The 21,472-nt window shown below is 61.9% G+C and carries 23 protein-coding genes and 1 tRNA gene; 10 read left to right on the plus strand and 14 right to left on the minus strand.

Annotation, left to right across the window (positions count from 1 at the left end):
* Positions 1 to 32 precede the first annotated feature (32 nt).
* Entirely contained in the window at positions 33 to 944 is a 912-nt protein-coding gene (locus tag RFM40_RS27040) for an arginase family protein (RefSeq protein ID WP_320229335.1), read from the plus strand.
* A gap of 3 nt (positions 945 to 947) precedes the next feature.
* Here the strand turns inward: RFM40_RS27040 and RFM40_RS27045 are convergent, their stop codons facing one another.
* A complete protein-coding gene (locus tag RFM40_RS27045; RefSeq protein ID WP_320229334.1) occupies positions 948 to 1,895 on the minus strand; it encodes a S1C family serine protease in 948 nt (315 codons plus the stop codon).
* Between the two features lie 226 nt (positions 1,896 to 2,121).
* On the opposite strand from RFM40_RS27045, the gene RFM40_RS27050 reads away from it, so the two are divergent.
* Positions 2,122 to 2,997: a S1C family serine protease gene (locus RFM40_RS27050; protein ID WP_320229333.1), complete on the plus strand. Its 876-nt coding sequence runs from the start codon at positions 2,122 to 2,124 to the stop codon at positions 2,995 to 2,997.
* Between the two features lie 8 nt (positions 2,998 to 3,005).
* Positions 3,006 to 3,647 (plus strand): helix-turn-helix transcriptional regulator, encoded by a 642-nt coding sequence (locus RFM40_RS27055; RefSeq protein ID WP_320229332.1) that lies wholly within the window; start codon positions 3,006 to 3,008, stop codon positions 3,645 to 3,647.
* 9 nt (positions 3,648 to 3,656) lie between these two features.
* On the opposite strand, the gene RFM40_RS27060 is transcribed toward RFM40_RS27055, so the two are convergent.
* Positions 3,657 to 4,046, minus strand: a complete 390-nt coding sequence (locus RFM40_RS27060) for a type II toxin-antitoxin system VapC family toxin (RefSeq protein WP_320229331.1) — start codon at positions 4,044 to 4,046, stop codon at positions 3,657 to 3,659.
* Positions 4,043 to 4,309 carry a type II toxin-antitoxin system VapB family antitoxin gene (locus tag RFM40_RS27065; RefSeq protein ID WP_320229330.1) on the minus strand — a complete coding sequence of 89 codons (267 nt, stop codon included), beginning with the start codon at positions 4,307 to 4,309 and terminating at the stop codon, positions 4,043 to 4,045. The genes RFM40_RS27060 and RFM40_RS27065 overlap by 4 nt, the downstream gene beginning before the upstream one ends.
* A 156-nt stretch (positions 4,310 to 4,465) precedes the next feature.
* On the opposite strand from RFM40_RS27065, the gene RFM40_RS27070 reads away from it, so the two are divergent.
* Positions 4,466 to 5,332 (plus strand): SDR family oxidoreductase, encoded by an 867-nt coding sequence (locus RFM40_RS27070; protein WP_320229329.1) that lies wholly within the window; start codon positions 4,466 to 4,468, stop codon positions 5,330 to 5,332.
* Here the strand turns inward: RFM40_RS27070 and RFM40_RS27075 are convergent.
* The 3 genes from RFM40_RS27075 to RFM40_RS27085 all read right to left on the minus strand — a co-directional run bounded on the left by RFM40_RS27075 (position 5,326) and on the right by RFM40_RS27085 (position 8,618).
* Positions 5,326 to 5,466, minus strand: a complete 141-nt coding sequence (locus RFM40_RS27075; RefSeq protein ID WP_320222078.1) for a type II toxin-antitoxin system ParD family antitoxin — start codon at positions 5,464 to 5,466, stop codon at positions 5,326 to 5,328. The two genes, RFM40_RS27070 and RFM40_RS27075, sit on opposite strands and share 7 nt — an antisense overlap.
* Positions 5,467 to 5,470: 4 nt before the next feature.
* Positions 5,471 to 5,986, minus strand: coding sequence for a TIGR00645 family protein (locus RFM40_RS27080; protein ID WP_320274200.1), 516 nt, complete (start codon positions 5,984 to 5,986; stop codon positions 5,471 to 5,473).
* Positions 5,987 to 6,395: 409 nt separating this feature from the next.
* Positions 6,396 to 8,618 (minus strand): OmpA family protein, encoded by a 2,223-nt coding sequence (locus RFM40_RS27085; RefSeq protein WP_320229327.1) that lies wholly within the window; start codon positions 8,616 to 8,618, stop codon positions 6,396 to 6,398.
* Between the two features lie 243 nt (positions 8,619 to 8,861).
* Here RFM40_RS27085 and RFM40_RS27090 point away from each other — a divergent pair, with 243 nt between their 5' ends.
* Positions 8,862 to 9,308 carry a YcgN family cysteine cluster protein gene (locus RFM40_RS27090; protein WP_320229326.1) on the plus strand — a complete coding sequence of 149 codons (447 nt, stop codon included), beginning with the start codon at positions 8,862 to 8,864 and terminating at the stop codon, positions 9,306 to 9,308.
* A 297-nt stretch (positions 9,309 to 9,605) separates the two neighbouring features.
* On the plus strand, positions 9,606 to 9,959 hold the full coding sequence (locus tag RFM40_RS27095; RefSeq protein ID WP_320229325.1) for a hypothetical protein: 354 nt from the start codon (positions 9,606 to 9,608) through the stop codon (positions 9,957 to 9,959).
* A gap of 304 nt (positions 9,960 to 10,263) precedes the next feature.
* Here the strand turns inward: RFM40_RS27095 and RFM40_RS27100 are convergent, their stop codons facing one another.
* Positions 10,264 to 10,974, minus strand: a complete 711-nt coding sequence (locus tag RFM40_RS27100; protein ID WP_320229324.1) for an SIMPL domain-containing protein — start codon at positions 10,972 to 10,974, stop codon at positions 10,264 to 10,266.
* A gap of 223 nt (positions 10,975 to 11,197) precedes the next feature.
* Between RFM40_RS27100 and RFM40_RS27105 the strand changes: the two genes are divergently transcribed.
* Positions 11,198 to 11,273, plus strand: a tRNA-Ile gene (locus RFM40_RS27105).
* 107 nt (positions 11,274 to 11,380) lie between these two features.
* Here the strand turns inward: RFM40_RS27105 and RFM40_RS27110 are convergent.
* The 4 genes from RFM40_RS27110 to RFM40_RS27125 all read right to left on the minus strand — a co-directional run bounded on the left by RFM40_RS27110 (position 11,381) and on the right by RFM40_RS27125 (position 14,859).
* The gene (locus tag RFM40_RS27110) at positions 11,381 to 12,571 is read right to left on the minus strand and encodes a tyrosine-type recombinase/integrase (protein ID WP_320253477.1); all 1,191 of its coding nucleotides are present in this window, start codon (positions 12,569 to 12,571) and stop codon (positions 11,381 to 11,383) included.
* Positions 12,572 to 12,601: 30 nt separating this feature from the next.
* Positions 12,602 to 12,823 (minus strand): helix-turn-helix domain-containing protein, encoded by a 222-nt coding sequence (locus RFM40_RS27115; protein ID WP_320234609.1) that lies wholly within the window; start codon positions 12,821 to 12,823, stop codon positions 12,602 to 12,604.
* 58 nt (positions 12,824 to 12,881) lie between these two features.
* Positions 12,882 to 13,133 (minus strand): hypothetical protein, encoded by a 252-nt coding sequence (locus tag RFM40_RS27120; protein WP_320215626.1) that lies wholly within the window; start codon positions 13,131 to 13,133, stop codon positions 12,882 to 12,884.
* 526 nt (positions 13,134 to 13,659) lie between these two features.
* Complete coding sequence (locus RFM40_RS27125; RefSeq protein WP_320278595.1) at positions 13,660 to 14,859, minus strand: IS256 family transposase; 1,200 nt, start codon at positions 14,857 to 14,859, stop codon at positions 13,660 to 13,662.
* Between the two features lie 550 nt (positions 14,860 to 15,409).
* On the opposite strand from RFM40_RS27125, the gene ltrA reads away from it, so the two are divergent.
* The 3 genes from ltrA to RFM40_RS27140 all read left to right on the plus strand — a co-directional run bounded on the left by ltrA (position 15,410) and on the right by RFM40_RS27140 (position 18,091).
* Positions 15,410 to 16,819: a group II intron reverse transcriptase/maturase gene (gene ltrA / locus RFM40_RS27130; RefSeq protein WP_320278596.1), complete on the plus strand. Its 1,410-nt coding sequence runs from the start codon at positions 15,410 to 15,412 to the stop codon at positions 16,817 to 16,819.
* A gap of 337 nt (positions 16,820 to 17,156) precedes the next feature.
* Positions 17,157 to 17,573, plus strand: a complete 417-nt coding sequence (locus tag RFM40_RS27135) for an ASCH domain-containing protein (RefSeq protein WP_320253261.1) — start codon at positions 17,157 to 17,159, stop codon at positions 17,571 to 17,573.
* Positions 17,570 to 18,091: an AAA family ATPase gene (locus tag RFM40_RS27140; protein WP_320253262.1), complete on the plus strand. Its 522-nt coding sequence runs from the start codon at positions 17,570 to 17,572 to the stop codon at positions 18,089 to 18,091. The genes RFM40_RS27135 and RFM40_RS27140 overlap by 4 nt, the downstream gene beginning before the upstream one ends.
* Here RFM40_RS27140 and RFM40_RS27145 read toward each other — a convergent pair.
* From RFM40_RS27145 to RFM40_RS27155, 3 genes are all read right to left on the minus strand, one after another.
* A complete protein-coding gene (locus RFM40_RS27145; RefSeq protein WP_320253263.1) occupies positions 18,085 to 18,585 on the minus strand; it encodes a GNAT family N-acetyltransferase in 501 nt (166 codons plus the stop codon). The genes RFM40_RS27140 and RFM40_RS27145 overlap by 7 nt on opposite strands.
* Positions 18,586 to 18,619: 34 nt before the next feature.
* The gene (locus tag RFM40_RS27150; RefSeq protein ID WP_320253264.1) at positions 18,620 to 19,759 is read right to left on the minus strand and encodes a hypothetical protein; all 1,140 of its coding nucleotides are present in this window, start codon (positions 19,757 to 19,759) and stop codon (positions 18,620 to 18,622) included.
* Positions 19,760 to 20,124: 365 nt separating this feature from the next.
* Positions 20,125 to 21,435, minus strand: a complete 1,311-nt coding sequence (locus RFM40_RS27155; RefSeq protein ID WP_320253265.1) for a tyrosine-type recombinase/integrase — start codon at positions 21,433 to 21,435, stop codon at positions 20,125 to 20,127.
* Between the last annotated feature and the right edge of the window lie 37 nt (positions 21,436 to 21,472).

Below are 21,472 nucleotides of genomic sequence, written 5' to 3' on the forward strand. Positions count from 1 at the left end.
ATGATGGAGCGTGTTGAACCGGATTCTGCCGCATGCGTGACATCTGCCTTTTTCGTGCGCCTTCCAATCTCGGTCTGCGGCCCTTGCGGCCGGGCCATGTGCCCGGCACCTGGCGCGGGCCCGAGGCTCTGACCAAGGCCGGCCTGGTCGAGGCCTTGACACCAGTCGCCGCGGTCGATCTCGAGCGGCCGGCCTACAGCGCCGAACCGGAGCCCGGCACGCGGCTGCGCAACGGCCGTGCGATCCGCCGTTTCAATCTCGACCTTGCGGACGCCGTCGCCAAGGCGCTCGGTCGAGGCGAATGGCCGCTGGTCATCGGCGGCGATTGCTCGGTGCTGCTCGGCGCGCTGGCGGCAGCACGCCAATCGGGTCCCGTCGCGCTGGTGCATGTCGACGGCCACAGCGACTTCCGCCATCCCGGCAATTACGATGCCAACACTACGCTCGGCTCCGCCGCCGGCATGGATCTGGCTTTGGCCACCGGACGAGGCGAGCCGCTGCTCACCGAATGGCCGGGCATTGCCGGTCCGCTCGTCGCGGACGAGGCGGTGATGCAGATCGGCGAGCGCGAAAGCCGCGATCCCGACTTCGCCTGGCCCGATATCAACGCGACCGCGATCACGCGCATCGATGTCTTCGCGGCCCGGGAACTAGGCGCGGTAGGAGTGCTGGAGAAGACGAGGGCGGCGCTGGCGCGCGCCGATTGTCCTTACTGGCTGCATCTGGATGTCGACGTGCTCGACCAGAGGGTGATGCCGGCCGTGGATTCGCCCGGCAGTCCCGGCATCGATCCCGACGATCTCGTCGCCGTCCTGTCGCCATTGGCAAAGGATCAGCGCTGCATCGGCATGGACATGACGATCTACGATCCTGACCTCGACCCGAGCGGGGAGCTGGCAAGGATGCTGGTATCGCTGCTCGGGCGGATAGTCAGGCCCGGGTAGAGATCAGCTCCGCGCCACAGGCGTCACCACCACTTGGCTCACCCCGCTGCGGCGCACGACGGTGCAGAGCGTCTCGCGGCCGATGCGCTCGGCATCCAGCAATCGTACGAGATCGTCGACGCCGGTGACCGGCCGGCCGTCGATGGCGGCGATGATGTCGCCTTCCTTCAGGCCGGCCTTTGCCGCCGGGCCGTGCTTTTCGACGCTGCGCAGACGCACGGCCGTGTTCGTGGTCACCTGCGACAGAAGGGCTGCGCGGCGCGGCAGGTTGGTCGTATCGGCGGAGACGCCGATGAATGCGCGGCGCACGCGGCCGAAGCGGATGATCTCGGAGATGACGAAATTGGCGGTGTTTGAGGCGACCGCGAAGGCGATGCCTTGCGCGCCGTGGATCATGGCGGTGTTGACGCCGATCACCTCGCCCGCCGACGACACCAGCGGCCCGCCGGAATTGCCGGGATTGAGCGCGGCATCGGTCTGGATGACGTCGTCGATCAGCCGGCCGGTCGAGGCGCGCATCGAACGGCCGAGCGCCGAGACGACGCCAGCGGTGACGGTCCATTCGAAGCCGAGCGGATTGCCGATCGCAATCGCGATCTGGCCGCGCCTGAGACGCTTGGAATCGCCGAGCGGCGCGACATCGGCGAAGCTGCCGTCGGCGCGCACCAGCGCGATGTCGGTGTCGGGATCGCGGCCAAGCACACGGCCCTCGCGTGCGCCGCCGTCCGGCATGGTCACGCGCACGGCGCGCGCGTCGCCGACGACATGGAAGTTGGTGACGACCAGCCCGTCCTGAGCGATGACGAAGCCCGAGCCATGGCCGCCGGCGCCGCCGATGCGCTCGATGCGGCAGACGGCCGGGCCGATGCGGTCTACGGCGTCGGCGACGGTCGCCGAATAGGCATCGAGCAAGGCGTCATCCGATTGGAGTTTTTCGGCGGCGAAGGCCATGGGTAGGGCTCCGTGTTATTCAGTAAAGCGATGTTTTTCTTTTGTGTGTGTCGTTATCCCAAAACCGCGCGGCACTTTTGGGCGACACGCACTATATGTGCGGAGCGGCCGCAATCGCCGCGACCTGACCACATGGCCAGTCGGGCCGCCGACTAGCCGTCAGGCGAGTATCCGCGGCGGCGCCATGGAGCGATATCTGGGTCACAGAACCCAGGAGATCATCGATATGAGCAACTTCAACCTCAGTGCCTTTTCCGACGCCATTGCCGATGTCGCGGCGGCCGCCGCGCCGGCGCTGGCAAGCTTCACCACGCATCACCACCGCACCGCGAGCGCCTTCCACTGGCGCGACGGCTTCTTCGTCACCGCCGAGGAGGCGGTAGAGGCTGGCGAGGAGATCGAACTGACGCTGGCCTCGGGCGAAACCGTGAAGGCCGAGCTTGTCGGCCGCGATCCTTCGACGGGCGTTGCCCTGTTGAAACCAGCCTCCGCCGCTGCCGGTCTGCCGCAACTACCTCAGGCCGCCCCCGTGCGCCCCGGCCATGTGGCGATCGCCGCCGGCAATAGCGAAGGGGCCGCGCTTGCCGTGTTCGGCACGGTCGGCGAGGTCGGGCCCGCCTGGCGCTCGATGCGCGGCGGCACGATCGACTGGCGCATCAACCTCGCCATCAACACCGGCGGCCGCTTCGAAGGCGGTCCGGTGCTTGATGCCAAGGGCGGCCTGATCGGCATGCTGCTGTTCGGGCCGCGCCGGCGGGCGCTGGTCATGCCTTACGAGACGATCGAGCGGGCGGTGGCGACACTGCGCGAAAAGGGCCATGTCGCGCGCGGCTATCTCGGCGCCGGGCTGCACCCGATCCGCAGTGGCGACACGCACGGCGCCATGGTGATGAGCCTCGACGACAGCGGCCCGGCCAAGGCCGCCGGGCTGCATGTCGGCGACATCATCGTCGCCTGGAACGGCGAGGCCGTGCACGGCCCACGCGAGCTGATCCGCAAGCTGGGGCCGGACAGCGCCGGCGCGGCCGTGACGCTCGGGATATTGAGCGGCGGCGCGCAGCGCGACGTTTCGATCACCATCGGCGAGAAGCCGTTGAGCTGAGACGGTCGATGGCGGAGAGCGCGGCACCAACGATTGCGAGACCGGAGCCAGTAGCCCACCGGCTGATGGTGTTGATCGCGCTCGGCGACGTTGCGCGCGCCGAGCAGCTGGCCGACGCGCTTGCGGCGAGCGACGATCTGCTGCCGACGCTCGCCGGCAGCGGCATGGGTCAAACGGCGGATGTCGCCGTGGTCGACGAGGCGGCTTTGGAAAGCCGGGCCGTGAGCCCGGCAACGCCCTGCGTGCTGCTTTCCCGGCGCGCCGGCCACGAACGATCGACCGGCAATGTATTTGCGACGCTGCCTTCCTCTGCCGGCGGGCTGCTGATTGCCGCCGCCTTGCGGTTGGCCGCGTCCGGCTATCGCATCAGCAGGGCACCACCGTCAGAGGCTCATGGCGATTTCCACGCAGAGCTGTCCGAGGACGAGACGCCCGACGACAACCAGGTCCGCGCGGCGCTGTCGCCGCGCGAGGCGGAAGTGCTGGCGCTGCTGGCCGAAGGCGCGCCCAACAAGGTGATCGCCAGGCGGCTCAATATTTCGGTGCACACGGCGAAATTCCATGTCGCCGCGATCCTGATCAAGCTCGGCGCCGCGAACCGCACCGATGCGATCGCGATTGCAATGCGGCAGGGGCTGGTGCTGGTGTGACGCGTCCCCTCAGACTGCCGGTTCAATGTCGGTCAGCCGGAAATCATCACCCTTGAACAGCAGCGGCATCGCTTCGAGCCGCGCCGTGGCATAGGCGATGCAATCGCCGAAGTTCAACGCCGCCGGATGCCGGCCCTTGCCATAGCGCAGCAAGGCCTGGCGCGCGACGGCGGCGTAGTCGGCGGTGAAGGCGATGGTCTCGATCGAAGCCGTGCGCAGGAAGGCGTCGAGCCGGTCCAGGATTTCGTCCTGCCACCCACCGGCGAGCACCATGCTAGTTTCGAGGAGGGTTGGCGCAGCGATCAACCGTCTTCCGGCATCGGCGATCACCCGCACAAAACGATCATGGCCCGGCTCGGCGCGGAGGACCGCGACGAGGGCCGACGAGTCGATGATCATCGCGTGGGGATTCCAAGTTCATCGTAACCCAGGATCTCATCCTCGGTCATCGCATTTTCCCGTTTCGGAATCTGCGCGGCCCTGTCCGAAATCGCCATCAGGCGCTGGAAAAGATCGCTGCTTTCGCCGCGAGGCACCAGCCGCTCGCGCGCGACTTCGCGCTCGAGGGATTGGCGGATCGCTTCCGTCACGGACACGCGACGGCGGCGGGCAAGCTCCCGCGCCAACTGCTCGACTTCTAGATTTTTGATCGACAGCGCCATTCTATATTATACCACTTTGTAGAGAATATATACTTCTGCGCTGGATACGCAAGATGGCGAGGCTCCGCTGCGTCATCACGGGCTGGATGAACGGACTCTTGTGTCCAGGGGTCGGTACAGGCAAGGATCGCGCCGGCAAAGACAGGGAGGCGAACGATGTCGCTCAAGGGAAAGACGCTGTTCATCTCGGGCGGATCGCGCGGCATCGGGCTCGCGATCGCGCTGCGCGCGGCGCGCGACGGCGCCAATGTGACGATCGCGGCCAAGACAGCCGAGCCGCACCCGAAGCTGCCCGGCACAATCTATACCGCGGCCGAGGAGATCGAGCAGGCCGGCGGCAAGGCGATGCCTGTGCTCTGCGACATCCGCGACGAGGCTCAGGTCGCCGATGCGGTGGCCAAGACCGTGGAACGGTTCGGCAGCATCGACATCTGCGTCAACAATGCCAGCGCCATCCAACTCACCGGCACGCTGGAAACCGACATGAAGCGATACGACCTGATGCACCAGATCAACACGCGCGGCACGTTCCTGGTCTCCAAAATGTGCGTTCCGCACCTGAAGTTGGCCAAAAATCCTCACATCCTGAATCTGGCGCCGCCGCTCGACATGAAGGCCAAGTGGTTCAAGAACCATGTCGCCTACACCATGGCCAAGTTCGGCATGTCGATGTGCACGCTTGGCATGAGCGCCGAGTTTGCTGGAGCCGGCATCGCCGTCAATTCGCTGTGGCCGATCTCGACCATCGACACGGCGGCGGTGCGCAATCTCCTGGGCGGCGAGACGGTGGCGGCGATGAGCCGCTCCCCCGACATCATGGCCGACGCCGCGCACGCGATCTTCATGCGGCCATCGCGCGAGGCGACCGGCAATTTCTACATCGACGAGGAGGTGCTGCGCGCTGAAGGCGTCACGGATTTTTCGGTCTATGCGCCGGGCGCCAAGGGGCCGCTTGCCGGCGACTTCTTCGTGCCGGACGAGGTGTTTGACCGTACAGAGACCGAGATAAGGAATATCTACTGACGGAAATCGCGCGGACGTCGCTTCATCTCGATAAAGCGCTCAAGGTCAAACGGCTCCGGATTTCCGGATTGGTCACCCTCGTCGATCGCTTTACGAAGCCGTTCGAGCGTTGAATGATCTTCGGTTTCTTCCATAACGTCACTCCGCGACCTTCTTGCCTTTCGCCAGCGCCATCACCCGGTCGATATAGGCAAGCATCAACGCCGAAAACACGAAGGCCAGATGCATGACGGTCAGCCACATGAGCTGATCTGTCGTGTAGGAGGCGTGGTTGAGGAACACTTGCAGCAGGTGGATCGACGAGATCGCGACGATGGTCGAGGCGACCTTGACCTTCAGCGAGCCGACGTCGATCGTGCCAAGCCAATGGACCTCGCCGTCCTGCTCGTCGAAGCGGCTGACGAAATTCTCGTAGCCCGAGATGATCACCATCACCACCAGCGAGGCGACAAGGGCCGCGTCGATCAGGCCGAGCATCTTCAGGATCGTGTCGGTGTCGCCGAGCGTGAAAACGCTCATCACGAACTCGTAGAGCTTCTTGCCGAAGGACAGCGCGTAGGTCGCGAGCGCAAGGCCGAGCCCCAGATAGAAGGCGACCAATAGCCAGCGCGAGGCAAGGATAACGGATTCGATGGCGAGTTCGAGACGCTTCATGAGGTGTTCCGGGCTGATTTCGCTTTTTGGATATCGGCGTATTTCGGGCAGATGAACTCTCTTTTCAAGATAAAAAGCCCCGCCGGAGAGGGGCGCCGGCGGGGCTCATGTGTCCCGCTGGAGTCGGGACAGGGCAGGGAACGCCCTGACTGGAATCTGGGTGCCGCAATGCGGCGATTCAATGAGCATGGCGGGACAACCGGGACAATTCTTCTTGCATCTTGAAAGAAAGGGTCCGTCCGGATCCGGACGGACCTCGTCTTCTCGCGCAGATTCCAAAAACCGGGTCAGGATTTTGAAATCAAACGCTAAAGCGCGTCGCGATGAAACGGATTCAGGCGACGCGCTTCAGGTCTGTTTTATGCATGTCGCCCAAAACCGCTGGGCACTTTTGGGCGACATGCAATAATCACTGCTCGTTGTTGCTCGCCACCGGCGCCACCAGCGAGGTGATGCGGCGGATGGCGACACGACGGTTCTCGCGGTTCGGGCCAGACGTATTCACCTTGAGATACTCCTCGCCATAGCCCTGGGTCGTGAGGTTCTCGGCGGGAATGCCGAAGGCGTTGGTCAACGCCTCGGCGACCGCCTCGGCACGCCGGTCCGACAGCGCGAGGTTCGCGTCAGGCGTGCCGACCGCGTCGGTATGGCCCTCGATCAGGAAGGTTTCCGCCGGGTTCTTCTTCAGGAGTTTTTCCATGGCGGTGGCCACGCCTTCGAGCTTCTGCACTTCGGTATCGGAGATCGTCGCCGAGCCGAAATCGAAGTTCAGCGTGTCGAGATCGATGCGACGGGCGATGTCGCGCACCCGGGCCGAGCGCTTGACCTCGTCGATCGAGTAGAGGCGCTGCACCCTCTCCACCGGCGGCTGTTCGAGGAAGGTGTAATACTCGTCCGGATCCTCGACTTCCTCCGAATCCAGGATGTAATCCCGGCGCGGGATGTCGAGCCGCATCGGCGGCAGGTCGTCGCCCGGATCGCGCCAATCGTCGACATCCTGGTAGTACCGCTCGTCGACATAGCTCAGCACATATTCGCGGCCATCCGGCATGATGCGCGAACGCTGGACGACATCGCCATTGCGGTTGCGGATCGTGACGATTTTGACGCCGTTGTCGCGCTCCACGATTTCGCGGGTTCGACTACGCGGCAGATCCTCGTAATAGACATCCCTGGCGCCGCGGGTGATGCGAGGCGCCTCATTGCTTTCCACGATCGTCTGGTTGTTGAACTGGACGATCACGCGGTCGCCGAACTGTTTCACCACATCCGCGCCCTGCGGCCGGCGGCGCTCGCGGACAACTTGCTCGGGCGTAAGCTCGATCCGCTTGCCCTTTTCCTCGGTGACCGGAACGAGCTTTTCAGGCTTGATCTCCTGCTGGGCCGCCTTGTCGTCAGTGGGCGGCGGGCCCTGATCGACCGGCGCAGGCCTCTGCGCCTGCTGGCCTCCCTGCTGCTCGGCCTGGTTGCCGCCTTGCTGTCCAGCCTGGTTTCCGCCTTGCTCGACGCCGGCCTGGCCATTCTCGTTCTGGCCGGCCGGCTGGCGGCCCTTGCGCTTGCGCACGACATCCTTCTGGCTGTCGAAGAGCGGGGCCTCGTTCGCGTTGGCAGGCGCTTCGCCCTGCGCGGCAGTGCCGGCATTCGCGCCGCCCTGGGCCGGCTGCTCGCCGGTCGCGGGCTGGCCGCCGGTGGTCGCCTGGCCTTCGGTGGAGGGCTGCTTGGTCGAAGGTTGCTCCCCCGTCACCGCTTGACCGGCGCCGGGCTGCTGACCAAGGGCTTTCCTGCGCTTCTTTGTCTTGTCCAGAGGCTGTTCGCCCTCTGCCGGCGCAGCTTGCTGATTGTTCTGCTGCGGCTCGGCCTGCTGCGCCGGCTCGCCGGCAGGGGCTTCGGCCTTCGGCGCCTGCTCGGTTGGGGCGGTTTCAGTCTGTTGCTGCTGATCCCGCTTCTTCCTGCGCAGCTTGTCCTGCGGCGTGTTATCGTTGGCGGGCGCCGCCTGTTCAGCGGGCTGCTCGGCCGGCGCGGTCTCCGTTTGCTGCTGCTGACGCTTCTTCTTGCGCGGCTGCTGCTCATCGTTCGCCGGCGCGGCCTGTTCAGCGGGCTGCTCGGCCGGCGCGGTTTCGGTTTGCTGCTGCTGGCGCTTCTTCTTGCGCGGTTGCTGTTCGTCGTTCGCCGGCGCGGCCTGTCCGGCGGGCTGCTCGGCCGGCGCGGTTTCGGTTTGCTGCTGCTGGCGCTTCTTCCTACGCGGTTGCTGTTCGTCGGTCACAGGCTGGCCGCCCTGATCGGCCGGTGCTGCCTCGATCTGCTGCTGTTGATCGCGTTTCTTGCGCGGTTTGAGCTGCTGCTCGGCCGGCGCTGCTTGCTCCGCCTGGCCGGAGTCCATCTGCTGCTGGTCCTGTCGTTTCCGGCGCGGCTTCTGCTCGGGCTCGGCGGACTGTTCGGCGGGGGCCGATTCTGTCTGCTGCTGCTGCTCGCGCTTCTTCTTCCTCGGTTGCTCCCCCTGCTGGCCGCCTTGCGCACACTCCTCTGCTGACTGGCCTTCGGCGCAGTTCGTCTGCGCCAGAATCAGTGGCGCTCCTTGCGAGGTGCCGAAATCGGCCTGCAGCGGATACGCGCCCAACGGCGCGGATGCCATAAGCAGGCCGATTGCCGTACCCGCCAGAATCCGTGGTTGGCGTTTCATATCAATTTTCTCCTAGTGGGGTCCCATCCCTGCCCAAACTTTCGTCATCCGCAATTGGTTCCGTTAGGCATTGGCAGCAGCCAAGGATGCCTGGCCGGCCTTTTGAAGGCAATTTCGTGTTTTTCTAATGTTGATACTGGGTCACCGCGACAGCGACGCTTGACCGGAAGGCCACGGAGGGCCAAATCCAGCCGCATGAGCGCACCGTTCTGGAAAACCAAGACGCTTGAGGCGATGACCCCGGCCGAGTGGGAATCACTCTGCGACGGCTGCGGCAAATGCTGTCTTTCGAAGCTCGAGGACGAGGATACCGGCGAGATCTATTGGACGAGCGTCGGCTGCCGGCTGTTCGATGCCGAAAAATGCCTTTGCTCGGACTACGCCAACCGGCTGTCGCGCGTGCCCGATTGCGTCGGGCTGACACCTCAGAACGTGCGCACCATCACCTGGCTGCCCAAGACCTGCGCCTACCGGCTCATCGCCGAGGGCCACGACCTCTATTGGTGGCACAGGCTGGTCTCGGGAAGCGCGGAGACCGTGCACGAGGCCGGGATATCGATCCGCGGCCGGGTGAAGGCCAAGGAAACGGATCTCGCCGAGCCCGACGACTATTTTGACTATATACTGGATGACGAACCCTGACGGGTTGGCATTTTGATGACGAACCCTGACAGGTTCGCGTTTTGATGACGAACCCTGACGGGTTCGCATTTGGACGATGAGCCTTGAAGGGAACCGGGTGCGCCATGGCGCGTTTCCGGCTCCAGATTTTGAAGCGGACGGGGGCGATGGATGCGCGGGGATGTTGCCTTCCTTCGACATGAACCGGACATGAACGGCCGGTTCGCAAAAAGTTCAGACACGAAAAGGCATTTTGCAATCATTGGTTCGCCAATCATCAATTCAAGGGGCCAGAGGCCCGCAACAAGGAGAGAGACGATGTTCAATCAGATCAAGACGGCAGCCCTTTCGGCCCTTGTCGGGCTTGGCACGCTCGTCGCCATCCCGGCGGCGCATGCGGACAGCCTCTATCTCGGCTTCGGCAATAACCACGATCCGCGTTTCGGCGTCTACACCGGCGACGATGACGATGGCTACCGTCGCGATCGCGACTGGCGCCGCCGCGGCTGCTCGCCGGACCGCGCGCTCGACAAGGCCGAGCGCATGGGCCTGCACCGCGTCCGCATCGTCGACATCAGCCGGCGCACGGTGAAGGTGGCCGGCCGCCAGTATGGCGACCGCGTTGTGGTGGTGTTCGCCAACGAGCGCGGCTGCCCGATCATCTATCGCTGACGGTTTGCCCAGCGGGATCGGCAGGAAGGACGATCCTCTGCGAGGATCGGCTATGGACATGACGTTTGCGAAGGTCCAGTTCGGAAGGACGATCCTCTGCGAGGATCGCCCATAAGTAGTGGGCCCCTTCAGCCAGACTGAAGCGCGCGGCTCGAAAAACCCCGGAGGATCGGTTCTCCGGGGTTTTTGTTTGCGGTCCCGACGACGCGGCCTAGGACGCAAAGGACGCTGTAGCCCTTTGATTTTGCGCATGATCCTATCCGAAAATCAATTCCGATTCTCGAGGTCATGCGCCGGGCGGACGTCACTTCAGCTCGAACGTGACGGTGACCTGGACAGAGTAGGAATTCTCGCCGGCCTGCACCGGCACGGCGGCCCGGGCGGCATCGAAAGCCTTGGCGTTCATCGGCATCGGCACCGGCGCGACGTTCTGGTCGGTGATCTCGATCACCCGGCCGAGGCTGACGTCGGCGGCCTCGGCGAGCGTCTTGGCCTTGGCGATCGCGTCCGCAACTGCCTTCTTGCGCGCCTCGACGATAGTGGCTTTCGGATCGTCATTGGTGAAGGCGATGCCGCCGCCCTGGTTGACGCCGAGGGACACCGCCTTGTCGAGGATGTCGCCGGTCTTGTCGACGTCGCGCACGCGCACCGACAGCGTGTTCGTCACCTGGTAGGCGACGAGCTCGGCTTCCTGGCTGCCGTCTGCCTTGTTGGTGTAATTGTAGCGCGGGTTGATCTGGATGCCTGCCGTCTGCAGGTCGCGATCGGCGATGCCGGCCGATTTCATCGCCGCGATCACGGCCGCCATGGCGTCGTTGTTGGCATCGAGCGCGGCGCGCGCGGTCTTTGCCTCGCGCATGACGCTGAGCGTCAGCATCGCGATATCCGGCGCAACGGTCGCTTCGCCCTCGCCCGAGACGACAATGCGCGGAGGCGGCTGGGTGTCGGCAGCGCTTGCCAGCGCCGGAAACGCGATCGCTGCTGCGAGCGCGGCAGGTAAAAGATATCTGGTCATGAAAACTCCTCGAGATCTGCGATCCGATATCCCTGCCACTTTCTGCCCCGACTCAGAAATAGCGTCGATTGCCGGCAGTGCGGTGCAGGCCCGGACCTGTTCACGCGCCTTATGGGCGCGCACGCCGCTGTACGGAGCGAATATGGGCTGATTTTGGCGTTTGCCGCCAGTGCTGTCGAAAGCCTTGTGCCGCGGAGCGAAAAACACTAAGCCAGCCCGCGTGGGGCCTGTAGCTCAATGGTTAGAGCCGGCGGCTCATAACCGCTTGGTTGGGGGTTCGAGTCCCTCCGGGCCCACCATGACCATTGATTTCATTGATGAAAAGTGGCCTCGGCCCAAAACGTTTTGGGCCCATTATGGGCCCAGCTGTGCGGCGTCGGCCATGGTTTGTTCCGGCTCGATCTGATCACTTGACGACTCGCAGGACAGTTCGCTGCTTCATGGCATCGCGTTTGGCCTCGCGCTGATTGATAGCGCGAGCGATATCCACCGCCATCCGCTTCTTGTTTGCCTCACGCACATAGTCGTCGGTTACGGTCATGGAGGAATGCCCCATCGCCTCCATAATGGCCCTCGCCTGAATGTTACATTCAGCAAGGTAGGTGCCGAAGGTGCGGCGCAAGCCATGAAGCGTGTAGCCGTCCGGAATTCCCGCCTGGCGGTTCCAATGCTGCATCATGCCGGTCAGGCTCTTTTCTGAGAACGCCCGTTTGTAGGCACTCTTCAAAACGGTGCCGCCCTGCGAGCGGTCGAGCGGCTCCAAGGCCGCTGCCAGCTTGTCGACGATTGGAACGAACATCTCCCTTCCGCCGTGGCGATTGCGGTTCTTCTTCTGGCGGAAAGCAAACGCTTCGATCAACTCAAGCGAGCCGTCGAACAGTTCAATCTCCTCGGTGACGAGGTCTTCCCACTCCAGAGCGGCGATATCGCCGCGCCGGTTCCCGAGCCAAAAGCCCAAGGCGTAACAAGTGCGTGCTGGCGTGCCAATCGGATGCCGAGCCTCGAATTTCTCGCGGATTGCAACCGGCCAAGCGGGATTGCCGGTGGACTTGGGCACACGCACGCGAATGGATAGTGCCGGATCGTCTTGCGGCTTGATCCATTTCTCAACCTCGGTCGCGACCCATAGCAGTTTCTTGATGGCGACCAGCATGTGCTTGGCGACTGTACGGTTTGTCGCAAAAATGCCTTCGATAATGGCGCGAAGCCGATCCGCGTCCATGTGTTCCACTGGCGTATTGCGCCAGGTCAGCGGGTACTTTGGATCAACCTTGAGATTAAGAAAACGCTCTATCAGGCGCACATTTTTCCGCTGCGTCGCCTCGTCAAAATCCAGCCACTCCATAGTCGTCTCAAGCCGGCGCGCCGCATGGCCGAAGGTCCTTGGCAGCGCTCGGCCAGGCAGGTCGATGATCGCAGCATTCTTGCCTAGACCCTGCGTCGCCCTTTGATATTCGGCTTCGAATTCCGGATCACCCGGCTTACCGGGAAGCCGGATTTCCGGCATGCCTTTTGCCCGATAGCGATAAACGATCTTGCCGTTCTTGATCCGCGAAGAGACGCCGGGGTAGCGGTCGTCCTTGAAGGGTCTGGCCATTAAAGTCTCCCGCCGGCAATTCCGCTGAAGTTAGTCGTTAAGGGACGATTTCTCCTGCATTGCCTTGAGTGAAAGAGCATTGCTTTTCATCGCAACGCGCAGGAGGAGGGGATAGGGGAAGCCTCTGCCTTGCTCGATGCCCTCAAACGTGCGCTTCGGTATTCCAAACGCCTTGGCCGCAGCTTCGGCAGTGAGCCCTTCCTTGGCCCGCCAGGCTTTCACTTCTTGGGCAAGCTTCTCGTTCTCGCTCACGTGACGCCTTCTCGATACCTTTACTACGTCTTCAGCGTATACGCAATCAGCGTATTTCTTATCTTTTTTGCTCGTCTCGCCTGCTTCGCTCCAACAACTCTTGGAGACCGTTGTCTTTGTCGGGCAACGACGTGAAGGCGATGTCGAGAGCTACACGATCCCAGACGGCACGGCTGTTGATGCGCTTAGGTTTCGGCATACGTCCATCAGCGACCATCTCGTCAAAAAGAGTGAATCCAACACCAACATACCGGGCCGACTCTTCACGAGAAAGGCCTCGTGGCGGATACGAAATTCCATCATTTTTCATGGACGCCGCCCCTGTGGCTGGTGCCTGCGGCGACGTGAGCATTCCAAAGGTTGGAAGGCTTGTTATGTCGAGGAGTCCTTATACCCCGGGCGTGTTGGTGTCGAAGCACAAAGTCTATCCCTGTACGATTTCCGCAGCGACGAGATCGTCCTCATTTAGAGAAGAGAAGTCACGTAAGGCGGAAGCCCTTGGCCAAGCCGATTCGGTGCAAACTGGTAGCGAGGTGGGAAACGGATGGATCGCAGCCCGGACTTTGAGCGCGCTATCTTGAGGGCTGTTATCGAGGGGCGGGCGCAGGTTCTATGCGCTGAAGTCGATATCTCCGGTTTATCGTGATTGGCGCATAAGTATCAAATATGCGCCAAACCCGATATCGATCTTGGGCCATTTGCCGCTCTACCGCGGCCGGTCGCCGCTTTCAGCAAGCCCCTTCGCAGCACTCGCGAGGCAATATCGAGATCGTGTCTCAGGAAGTGGTGTAGCTGACGGCATTGGTCGCCGTGCTCTCCGGCAAGGGCCGGAATGATCAGCGCGCCACTGCCGGCAGGCTGATGAGCGGATCATCGCTCATCTGGCTGATGGTCTCAAGTGTCATGTAGCGCGCCCGCTGCACGGCCCATTCGTCATTTTGTTCAAGCAGCAACGCGCCAACGAGACGGACGATGGCATCGTCATTGGGGAAGATGCCGACGACCTCGGTCCTGCGCTTGATCTCGCCGTTGAGACGCTCGATCGGGTTGATGCTGTGAAGCTTGACGCGGTGTTCTTTCGGGAAAGTCATGTAGGCGAGCACGTCGTGCTCGGCCTCATCCATGACGGTGGCGAGCTTCGGCACCTTGGGCCGGATCTGGTCGGCCACGGCGCGCCATTGCACGCTTGCGGCCTCGGCCGTCTCCTGGGCGAAGGCGGTGGCGATGAAGGCCGAGACGACGCGGCGGCCGCTCTTGCCGGCATGCGCCAGCACGTTCCTCATGAAATGAACCCGGCAGCGCTGCCAGGTGGCTGAGAGCACCTTCGAGACCGCCGCCTTGATGCCCTCATGGGCGTCGGAGACGACAAGCTTGACGCCGCGCAGGCCGCGCCGGGTGAGCTTGCGCAGGAACTCCGTCCAGATCGGCTCGGCCTCCGAGGTGCCGATCTCCATGCCCAGAACCTCGCGCCGACCGTCACTGTTGACGCCCACGGCGATAATGACGGCGACCGAGACGATGCGGCCGCCGCGGCGCACCTTGAGATAAGTCGCATCGATCCAAACATACGGCCAGTCACCTTCGATCGGCCGTTCGAGGAAAGCCTTCACCTTGCCGTCGATCTCTTCGCACAGCCGCGACACCTGGCTCTTGGAGATGCCGCTCATGCCCATCGCCTTGACCAGATCATCGACCGAGCGGGTTGAGATGCCCTGGATGTAGGCTTCCTGGATCACCGCGGTGAGCGCCTTCTCGGCCATGCGGCGCGGCTCCAGGAACGAGGGGAAGTAAGAGCCCTTCCTCAGCTTGGGGATGCGCAGCTCGACCGTGCCGGCCCGCGTCTCCCAGTCGCGCTCGCGATAGCCGTTGCGCTGGGCCTGCCGCAGCGGGTTCTTCTCGCCATAGCCGGCGCCCGTCGCCGTGCCCACCTCCAGCTCCATCAGCCGCTCGGCGGCAAAGCCGATCATCTCGCGCAGGATATCGGCGTCGGGGGTCTTCTCCACGAGCGCGCGCAGGTTCATCATGTCGTCGGTCATCGGTGGTTCCTTCGAATCAGGTTGGTCTCAGCAACCCGACCCTACCGGGGAACATCGATGACCGCTGCTATCGCCGCTCGCTCGCTTCAGCGCTGTTGAGGGGCGCGCTCGCGAGCGGCTTCGTCACCGCCGAGCTACACCACTCAGCGGGAGTACGTCATGCCAAGCTGATGATTGCTTGTGGGTGCAAGTCCCATCCGGCCAAAGCCGTAGCGGGCAAGCCGGGACCGAGTCTTGCGGGCGTCGCGGCAACGCGAGGTCTGAAGTGTAGACAGGAGCCATGCGGGGTGCGGGAATGAGCCTCGAAAGGTGGATGTTCGCGGAGGCCGAGTGTGTTCCCGTTTCACGAAGGCAGCATGAGCATCGTCGTTATGCGAGACGATGCCACTCCGTCGGGGTCGATGGCCGTATCACGCATGGAAGGTAATCATCGGAACATGAGAGGCCCGACCGGGTCCGCTGGATTGGTCTCCGGCGGGGGGCAGCAGCAAGGCACTGCCGGAGTTGCTGTCCGAGCTGAGGTCGGGAGTCGGACTGGTTCATAGTACCAATGAAACCGTCGAAGGAAACGAGACGCGTGGAGGGAAGGGACCAGCCTGAGAGGAGCCTGCGTGAAGAGGCCAGGGTCCGGACGCAGAGCCGGGTCGCCTTGCCGCCGAACCTCGCGCGGGTGAACGCGGCGGCCAGCCAGGCCGCCCAGACCCGGTTCACGGCCCTGCTGCATCATGTTGACGAAGAAGCTCTTCTTCGGGCGTTTCGGCGACAAAAGCGGCAGGCCAGCGCTGGGGTCGATGGGATGACGGTGGCGAAGTACGAAGAGAGACTGAGGGATAACCTCAGCGACCTCTGCGAACGGGTCCACACTGGTCGCTACCGGCCACAGCCGGTGCGGCGGGTCTATATTCCCAAAGCCGACGGCGGCAAGCGGCCTCTCGGTGTGCCGGCGCTGGAGGACAAGATCGTCCAGAGCGCGGTGGCTGAGGTGCTGAGTGCTGTCTACGAGGTCGACTTCCTGGGGTTCTCATACGGCTTCCGGCCGGGGCGAAGCCCCCACATGGCGCTTGATGCCCTGCATACAGCGATCATGAGCCAGCACGTGAACTGGGTGCTCGATGCCGACATTCGCAGCTTCTTCGACTCGGTCGACCACGAGTGGCTGCTGCGGATGGTCGCGCACAGGATCGCTGATCCTCGTATCCTACGGCTCATCGGGTTGTGGCTGCGGGCCGGCGTTCTTGAGAGCGGCGAGAAGCAAGAGACGGACAGGGGCACCCCGCAAGGGGCGGGCATCAGCCCGCTCCTCGCCAACATCTTCCTGCACTACATCCTCGATCTCTGGGCCCACCAATGGCGCCGTCGCCATGCCCGCGGTCACGTTGTGATCGTGCGCTACGCTGACGACTTCGTCATGGGCTTCGAGAACAAGGCCGATGCAGAGGAGATGCTGTTGGCCCTCAAGGCGCGGCTGGCCGGCTTTGGCCTGACGCTCCATGAGGACAAGACGCGGTTGATCGAGTTTGGGCGGTTCGCGGCCCTCTCACGACAGCGGCGTGGCGAGCGGCGACCCGAGACCTTCGCCTTTCTGGGCTTCACCCACTACTGCGGGCGGACCCGGGATGGCCGGTTCATCGTGAAGCACAAGACGGAAGGGAAACGCCTGACGCGCAAGCTGACGGCGTTGCGCCAGGAGGCCTGGCGGTTCATGCACGCGCCACTGGCCACGCAGCACGAGTGGCTCGCCGCCGTTCTGCGTGGGCACTACGGCTACTATGGCAGGCCGCACAACTATCCAGCGCTCAGCGGCTTCTACCAGGAAGTGCGACGCACGTGGCTGCGCTGTCTGAGACGGCGCAGCCAGAAAAGTCGGCGCATGGGCTGGCCGGAGTTCGAAACCCTGACGGCACGCTTCCCGCTGCCCGTTCCGCGCATCACTCGCACTTGGGCACAGGCGCGGATATGACGCGGGTTACTCTCAGGAAGAGCCGGGTGCGGGAAAGCCGCCCGCCCGGATCTGTGAGGGCGAAAGCCGAATGGCTGAGCTACTCGACCACGACCAATATCGAGACGCCTCGACGTTCAAGTAGCCGTATCGCAGAACAAACGGCTTGCAAGCGGGATCCACTTTGCAGGTTCAGTGGACAAAGAGGAGCTTCGTAATCGCCGGCTTGTGTGCCATCAGGGAATGCAGCTAGGCCAACATCTCACTCGCTAGGCTTTGCCTAGTAGCCGGCGGGCATGTTCTGACTAGCGATTACTCCGCCCGTATGCAATCAAGGATCCCGTTCAGGGAAGCCAGCATGCGAACGATCGTTTTGAGCATCCAACCAAAATGGGCTACTTTAATCCGCTCCGGTGAGAAAACGATCGAGCTAAGGCGGCGTTTTCCTCGCTATCTCGCCGGTTCGGCGGCCTATCTCTATGAATCTTCGCCCAACTGTAGACTTACTGCAGTCGTCCAAATGGGTGCGATTCATGAGCTTCCGGTCAAGGAGCTTTGGCTTGTGCACGGCGAGGCGTCGTGCGTTGATGAGCGGCACTTCGCCACTTACTTCCGGGATCGAGATGCGGGTGTTGGTATCGAGATTATTCGGCACCTGCCTCTGGTCAACGATTGGGACCTTGGCCGTCTCCGCCAAGAGTTCAGCTTCACGGCGCCTCAGTCTTGGGCTTATGCATCAGCGCGGTTGGTCAATGCGATTGGAGCATGCCTATGAGAGTTTTCGTGGCGGGGCTCTCAAAATCGGGGAAGACGACCCGCTCTCTGCATGCTGCTGACCAGATCCCCGAGCTAGAGTATGCCAGCATCAGCCAACTATTGAGGGTCGCTGGCGGCATCCTGCCAGTCGCCACTCTCGCAGATGGGCTCACCAATCAACGCATCGCAAAAGAAGCCCTAACGGCGTTTCCCCGATCAAAGAAGCATCAGATTGTTGACGGCCATGCATTGGTCGAGACCCCAGAGGGACCACTGCTCGTTCCGGACTGGTTCTTCGACGAAATTGCGCCGGACCTCTTGATCCATGTCCTCGATGATCCAGAACAGATCCGGGCGCGCAGGGCGCTTAGCGCGAACTCTGACTCTATAACCGAGATTGCTGCCCTTACTGCACTAGAGCAAGCTGCCTGCGAACGGCTGGCAACTCGACTTGGCATCCCATTCTTAGCAATCCGCGCTCCAACGCTTGACGAGTTTCGGCGGGAACTCGAACGCCGTTTTTCATCCGCTCAGTGATCAGGAATTCCGACGGGGCCGTTAAAGACATATTCGGCCCGATTCCACCGGTAGAGGCTTGGATAAACTTGGGGTGGCGAAAAGCCCCACACGCGAAGTAGCCCCGCAAACTCTGCGATTCGCTCTTCGGGAACGGTGAAAAGCGGTCGGTCCGATTCAAGCCAATCAAATGCACAGCGAGCCAACGATTTCGCGACCCCCCGCTCGCGCAAGGCGGGTGCGACCCAAAGCGTGCATAGCTTGCGCTCCGTCTCTGCGCGCTTGCAGATTGCTACGCCAGCGAGCGTACCCTCGACATATGTCGTAACAATATGGCGTTCTCCCGTGTGGAGCCCAGGAACGACCTTGCCGAAAAACCACGGCTGGAAATTCGGGTAGAACTGATGGACGCCAGCCCGCTCCAGCCAGCCGTAGATTGCGAATGCGTCGATGGGCAGATATGGCTGGGGTACGCGCTCAGAAAGGGTACTCGCGAAGCTTGGGTCGTTTATCATAGGCACGCTCCCCGCATGATTCGTGGACCCTACCTTAGCGGCGAGGTCTGAGATATCCGATAGCCCATCCCACTGGATTTGGCCACTTTCGGCTAAATTGGACGATAAGAACGAGAGCGGAGGCAAGGAGAACAACGATCGCGGCGTTGGCGGCCGCAATTTGCCACGGCTCTTTGAGCTCCCACAGCATTCCAACCAGCGAAACCAAGCCTGCTTGAGACGCGCTGCCCATCGCACCCAATGCAATCACAACCAGCGCGTAAACCCAGAGGCGGCCAGTGTAGTAGGCGCGAAAAGTAGCAAGCGCGGTGAAGCTTTCAACCGTAGATTGAGGCTGTGCTGTCGAGCTCCAATGGTATATTATCATCTTCTGTGCATTGAATTGCGGTTCATCTCTCAGGTATCGTTCCCAGATTTCGGGCTCCAGCCGACGCATTTTCTTGAAGCCGGTGTGGGATTGGGTCATTTCCACCGTCATATCCCTGATCAGAAAATAATGCACAGCAGACACATCAATCAGATCTGCACCTCCGCCCAATCGCTCCAGGATCGACGCCGAGAAATTTCGGCGTTCGTTCAAACGGAATTCGACGATTTCGCTGGTGGAGATCGTGCTCAGAAAAGCAGAGTCCTTGGCGTCGATTTCGGAGACGAAGCCGTTCGCGATATGGAAGGGGACTCTAATGCGTAGACGAATATATTGGTCGCCGATTTTGGTCCGCAATCGGTCAAAAAACTGATCGTGTAACATGATTACAGAGCCGACATCGTCTCCCTTGCCGATGGTGGTCAGACGTCGATCGTCTGTTGAGCATCGCGACACATAGAATTGAACTTTCTTCGATTCGTTGAGTGCCGCGAACGTTTTGCCGTTCTCCTGGAGTTCCCCGGCCGACAGGGTCTCATTGAAGATTGCAGACAACGTCGATGAATCGTGCATCACATCGAAGAGATCGAAAACATAGTCCGACTGGATCTGGAAAGGGAGGCTGATCGAGAGCGTCCGGAGTGATCTCATTTCCTGGAAGCGAAAGCCTATATCGAAAAGATGGAAGCGCCTCTTGGCTGAGCGCCTCTCGCCCTTCCATATGTTTATGTGGACCTCGACGCGCGGCGCGTAGCCGTTGGCGTCATCTGCAAGCGTGTCATGCCAGATCGCGATACTACCCCGCATTTCGCCCCTTTAGCCCTCCATTGCCATGACGTGCGACGTTAGCTCTGCAACTGACCACAAAGTGATTAACTCTTCCGCCAACTATGCCGGGCGGAACAATGGGACCCACATACACCGAGAACTGGTTTCAACTTTCGTCGAGGCACCATTTGCCTTTAGCGAACAAATCAAGCGGCGGCCAAGCTGATCGGACAGATGGCTCGTTGATGATCGAGTGGAAGCCCGGGCTGTCGATTTGTCGATTCGGTCTGCGGACTTTACGAGAAGCTCTGATTTTGACCCACGAAAACCCAATGAAATCAATGTTTCCGGCACGTCCTCCTAGCCTACCATTTGGTCGTCAAGCTTCGGCGTTTTTGTGAACCTCAATATGATTTTCGGAGGTTGGAGATTCGTCTCGGCGTTTGGTGAACCGTCGCTGTTGGGTTCAAATTGGTCCCTAGCCCTGGTGCATGGGCAGCAGGTTTGCCGCGTCCCCCGATTGAGATCACCTGTGCGTTTTTGCTCTTGAGTTCATCCAGATAATTGGCCCACCATTGCATCATCTTGACCCGCTCTTCCCAGTGCTCTGCCCGGGCGTAGGCGCGACGAACGTCGTTGTTCTCAATGTGAGCCAGTTGCCGCTCTATCGCGTCCGGATGCCACTTTCCGCATTCGTTTAGCAGAGTTGATGCTGTCGCTCGAAATCCGTGCGCTGTAGCTTCTTCCTTACCGTAGCCCATGCGGCGCAGGGCGGCGTTAAGCGTGTTGTCGGAAATCGGACGCGAAACCGATCGAACACTAGAAAACAGCAGCGATCCACCACCAGAAATTTCTCTGAGTGAGGCCAGGACGCTCACGGCCTGCCTTGAAAGGGGTACGCGGTGCGGCCGTCGCATTTTCATGCGTGCTTCAGGAATGATCCACATCGAGCTTTCGAAATCGAACTCTCCCCATTCTGCCGCGCGCAACTCACCCGGGCGGGGAAACAGCATTGCCATCAGCCTCAGGGCGGCTCTGGTTGTTGGCTGTCCGTCAAATGCATCGACCGCCCTCAGCAAGCCGCCCAAGGCCTTAGGATCGGTAATCGCGGCACGAGGCGTGACCGTCGGGCTGATGAGCGCGCCCCTTAGGGCGATCGTCGGATCTGCCTCGGCGCGTGCTGTCGCGATTGCGAATCGAAACACAGTGCCGATTGTTGAGCGTAGGCGCCTGGCCGACTCGTATCGACCGCGAACCTCCACGCGACGAAGGGCGGCAAGGATGGTAGCCGTATCGATCTCCCGAATGCACTTGTCGCCAATTGTCGGATAGGCAAAGTCGAGCAGCCATTTGACCTTGCTGATCGTCCGATCGGCACGTCCTTCCTTCTTCAGCTTCTCAACATATTCGTCTGCGATTGAGCGAAAGGTGTCTTTTGGCGAACTAGCTTTCTGGAATTTGCGCTGCTGGGCCGGGTCGGCACCAGCCTTGAGGAGGCGTTTGGCTTCATCGCGCGCTTGGCGGGCATCAGCGAGAGAAATGACAGGATAGCTGCCCAGAGACAGCAGCTTCTGCTTCCCGTCGAACCGATAGGCGAGGCGCCATAGCCTTGTTCCCGACGGCTGGACCCATAGCTGCAGCCCGCCGCCGTCGGATAGCTTCTGGAGCTTGGACGCAGGCCGGGTGTTGCGGCATTTCACGTCGGAGAGAGCCATTGTGGGACCTCCTGTTTTGGCGCTTCGATACCAACAG

This window comes from Mesorhizobium captivum (assembly GCF_033977165.1).
GTDB classification, from domain to species: Bacteria; Pseudomonadota; Alphaproteobacteria; order Rhizobiales; family Rhizobiaceae; genus Mesorhizobium; species Mesorhizobium captivum.